Raw genomic sequence first — 4274 nt, 5'->3', positions numbered from 1 at the left:
TAGGGAGCTATCGGTTCTTTTTTTTTGTAGGAATCAGGATACGATCTAATATTTTATAAATTAGATGGTATTTATTTTGTTCTTCTATTTAATTAGCATATCAAAGTAGCAAAATATAATCTATAATTAAAGAGATAAAACTGTTTTAATTTTTAGTAAGGGTTATTAGGAGGAGAAGGATGAATAAAGCCTTAACAATTAAAGATATAGCTGAAATCGCTGGGGTAGCGAAAAGTACTGTATCTCGTTACTTGAACAATGGCAAAGTGAGTGAAGAAACAAAGGAAAAAATCAGGAGAGTTATTGAAGAGCATAATTATGAACCAAACGCTTTTGCACAGAGTCTAAAAGCAAAAAAAACAAAATTTGTTGGAATCATAGCCCCTGGGTTAGATTCTATTGTTACATCAAAAGTAATTATGGCCATTGATACAACCTTAAGAGAAAATGGATACAATCCATTAATTATAAATACTAGTTTACGAAAAGATTTAGAAATTGAAAGTATCGAAAATTTAGCACGATTAAAAGTAGATGGAATTATTTTAGTAGCGACCGAAATTAAAGATGCTCATCGAGATGTAATTAGTCAGTTAAAGGTTCCATTTTTAATGGTTGGACAAGTCTGTGATGGAGTTACTTCAATTGTTAATGATGATTATCATGCAGGGTTTGAAGTAGGGAGATATATTCAAGAGATGGGGCATCAGGATGTTATTTATTTGGGCGTATCAAAAGATGATACTGCGGTAGGAATAAATCGTCGTAATGGGGTTTTGGATGGATTACGTTACCAAAATAATTTGATGAATATTCGTATAATGGAGTCAGATTTCACAAGTGAACTTTCTGAGAAAATAGTCAACGATGCTTTAAAAGATAGTAAACCAAGTGCAATTATTTGTGCTACAGATCGAATAGCATTAGGGGCTAGAAAAGCTATTCAACGACATAATTTAAGTGTACCAGAAGATATATCACTTACAGGTTTTGGAGGATATGATTTGGCAACTTTAGTTACACCACCTTTGACGACAATTAAATTTGAAAATGAGAAAACAGGACACTTAGCCGCTGAAACGATTATAGACCTAATGGAAGGAAGAGATGTTGCAGAACTACAGGTTATTGGCTATCAGTTAATCAAATCAAAAAGTGTAAAGCATAAATAAAGATAAAAAAGACAATCTAGTTTTTAAAACCTGATTTGTTTTTTTTTTTTTTTGTAAATGCTTACTGAAAGGGGTTGCTATATGGTAATTATTATGTTATATTATTTTCGTAATCGGTGGAACCGGTTCCTATGGTGAGGGGAGAAATGAAATATGTCTAACAAAAAAGAAATTTATCAAAAAATTTCAGAAGAATTATTAACGTTAATTGGTGGAAAAGAAAACATACAAGGAGTAGCGCATTGTGCAACACGATTAAGAATTGTCTTAGTTGATAATTCATTAGCTGATTTAGATCAAATTGGGCAATTAGAATTAGTTAAAGGGGTCTTTGTGGCAGGAGATCAATTGCAAATTATTTTTGGCGCAGGAACAGTTAATAATGTTTATGATGTCTTTACAGAAGTTAGTGGAACAGAAAGAATGTCTTTAGGTGATGTTAAAGCTCAATCAGTACAGAAACAGAATGCATTTCAAAAAGCTATTAAATCGTTATCTGACGTTTTCGTAGATATCATTCCAGGTTTATTAGCTGCAGCCCTATTGATGGGATTGACAGGTTTACTTGGGCAAGAAGGAATTTTTGGTCCTCAATCTGTGATTGAGATGTTTCCATCTTTAGCTGGAATTAATCGCTTCTTATCAATTTGTTCAACAGGAATCTTTACAATATTACCAATGTTAGTTGTTTATTCAGCAACAAGACGTTATGGTGGAACACCTGTTCTTGGATTAGTTATTGGAGCAATTATGTTACATCCTGATTTAGCAAATGCTTATTCTGTTGGAAATGGAACAGTTGATCCCGAAGTTATTAATATTTTTGGACTAAATGTAGAATTAGTTGCATTTCAAGGTGGGATTATCATTGCTTTAATGATGGGATTCATTACGGCTAAACTTGATATTTTCTTTAACAAAAAAATTCCAGATATGGTTAAATTATTCTTTGCACCATTAGCAACAGTAGTGATTGCAGCATTCTTATTATTTACAGTCATTGGTCCACTAGGACGTGCTCTAGCAGATATTATTACTTATTCATTATTATGGGCAACAACAAATTTAGGAATTTTTGGTTTCATGTTGTTTGCAGGAATTCAACAAATCATTGTTATTACTGGAATTCATCATGTTATCGGAGCAGTTGAGGCACAATTAATCGCAGATACTGGACGTAACTTTATTATGCCATTAATGTCAGTTGCTTTAATTGCACAAGGTGGAGCAGTTCTTGGATTCTTACTTTTAAATTGGAAAGATGCTAAAGTTAAACAAATTTGTATTTCTTCATTTGGGTCAATTTTATTTGGAATTTCTGAACCGGCTATTTTCGGAGTAACTTTAAAAAATAAATTCCCATTAATTGCAGGATGCTTAGGAGCAACTTTAGGGGGAGCATATGTTTATCTTACACATGTAACAGCTATTGGATTTGGTGCAACAGCTATTCCTGGAATTGCAATTGTAGCAGCTGAAGGAAATGGACATCTTAATTATATTTTTGCTCATTTAATTGCTTTATCAGCTGGATTTATCTTTACATATGTATATGGAAAAGTAAAAGTTAAAAGAGAGGTAGCTTAATTATGAGATACAAAGAGCCTAAACATCGAACAATTCTAGAAGCTACAACAGAAGAATTAGTTCAACTTCTAGAAAAGTCAAAAGATGATAATTGGAAACCAATTTATCATATTCATCCAGAGTTTGGTTTATTAAATGATCCAAATGGATTAGCATATTTTAATGGTTATTATCATCTTTTTCACCAATGGTATCCTTTTGGGACAACACATGGAATGAAACATTGGGCTCATTTGAAATCAAAAAACTTAGTTGAATGGACACGTGAAGAAGTAGCATTAATACCAACTGAAGATTATGAAGCTCATGGAGCATATTCAGGAACAGCTATAGAAATAAATAATCAGTTGTATTTGTATTACACTGGAAACATTAAATTAGATAAGTTTAATCGAAGCGCAAATCAGTGTTTAGCTATTATGGATGATAAGGGGAATATTCAAAAACATCCATCAAATGCGTTGATTGAAGGCGTTCCACAAGGGTATACCGGACATGTTCGTGATCCAAAAGTATTTAAAAAGAATGGTCAATATTATATGATTTTGGGAGCTCAACGATTAGATGAAACAGGAACCTTTATTATGTATCAATCCCCAGATGGAGTAGATTGGAGTTTTTTAGGAGAGTTAACGTTAAAAAACTTTAATCAGAATTTAGGGTATATGTGGGAATGTCCAGACTTTGCTGAGATTGACGGAAAGGATTTATTGATTTTTTCACCACAGGGAGTTGAAGTACAAGGTGAGAAGTATAAAAATTTATTTAATGTAACGTATGTAATTGGAAAGTTAGATTTAGATCAATTGATATTTGAAGTAGAATCATTTGATGAATTTGAGCGAGGATTTGATTTCTATGCGACTCAAACTTTTAAAGGAAAAGAAAATCAAACACTACTATTAGCCTGGGCAGGTTTAGGAGAATTTGAATATCCAACTGATATTTTTGGATGGGCTCATTGCTTAACATTCCCAAGAGAAATTAGAATCAAAGATAATAAGGTTATTCAAATTCCAGCAAAAGAACTTGAGTTATTACGTCTCAATAAAGTATCAGAAGCAGGTCAATGTCAAGGATTTTCTTTATTAGAAAATGATACAAATACATATGAGTTAAATATGATACTCACCCCAAATGATGCAAATATTTTTGGAATAAACCTATCAGTTTCAAAAGAGGAACGTCTGGTATTAGAGTTTAATCAGAAAAATCAAACCGTTACACTTGATCGAAGTGAATTAAAACATCAGTTTGTTGAAGAGTTTGGGACATATCGTCAAGCAGAATTAAAAATTGGTGAAAAGATTGAAATTAAAGTTTTAATGGATAATAGTATTGTTGAAATCTTTATTAACAATGGGGAGTTAGCCTTTACAAGCCGATTATTCCCATTAGAAAATTCAACTAATATAGAGATTTTTAGCGATGGATTAATGTCCTATAAGTATGAGAAGTATCTTTTAAAACATGGTATTTAATTTATTTACCATACATAAAAAAAGGTCTGTCAAA

Annotated in this window: 3 protein-coding genes; all 3 read left to right on the top strand. The window is 32.0% G+C overall.

Annotation, left to right across the window (positions count from 1 at the left end):
- Positions 1–164 precede the first annotated feature (164 nt).
- Complete coding sequence (locus tag HMPREF9402_RS05210; RefSeq protein ID WP_274378239.1) at positions 165–1172, top strand: LacI family DNA-binding transcriptional regulator; 1008 nt, start codon at positions 165–167, stop codon at positions 1170–1172.
- A gap of 153 nt (positions 1173–1325) precedes the next feature.
- A complete protein-coding gene (locus HMPREF9402_RS05205) occupies positions 1326–2759 on the top strand; it encodes a PTS transporter subunit EIIC (protein ID WP_006784506.1) in 1434 nt (477 codons plus the stop codon).
- Between the two features lie 2 nt (positions 2760–2761).
- Positions 2762–4240 carry a glycoside hydrolase family 32 protein gene (locus HMPREF9402_RS05200; protein WP_006784507.1) on the top strand — a complete coding sequence of 493 codons (1479 nt, stop codon included), beginning with the start codon at positions 2762–2764 and terminating at the stop codon, positions 4238–4240.
- Positions 4241–4274 lie beyond the last annotated feature (34 nt).

The sequence above is a fragment of the Turicibacter sp. HGF1 genome (assembly GCF_000191865.1).
Lineage (GTDB): Bacteria > Bacillota_I > Bacilli_A > MOL361 > Turicibacteraceae > Turicibacter > Turicibacter sanguinis.
Note: the sequence above shows the minus strand (reverse complement) of the source record. Positions and strands in the feature narration are given on the sequence as shown.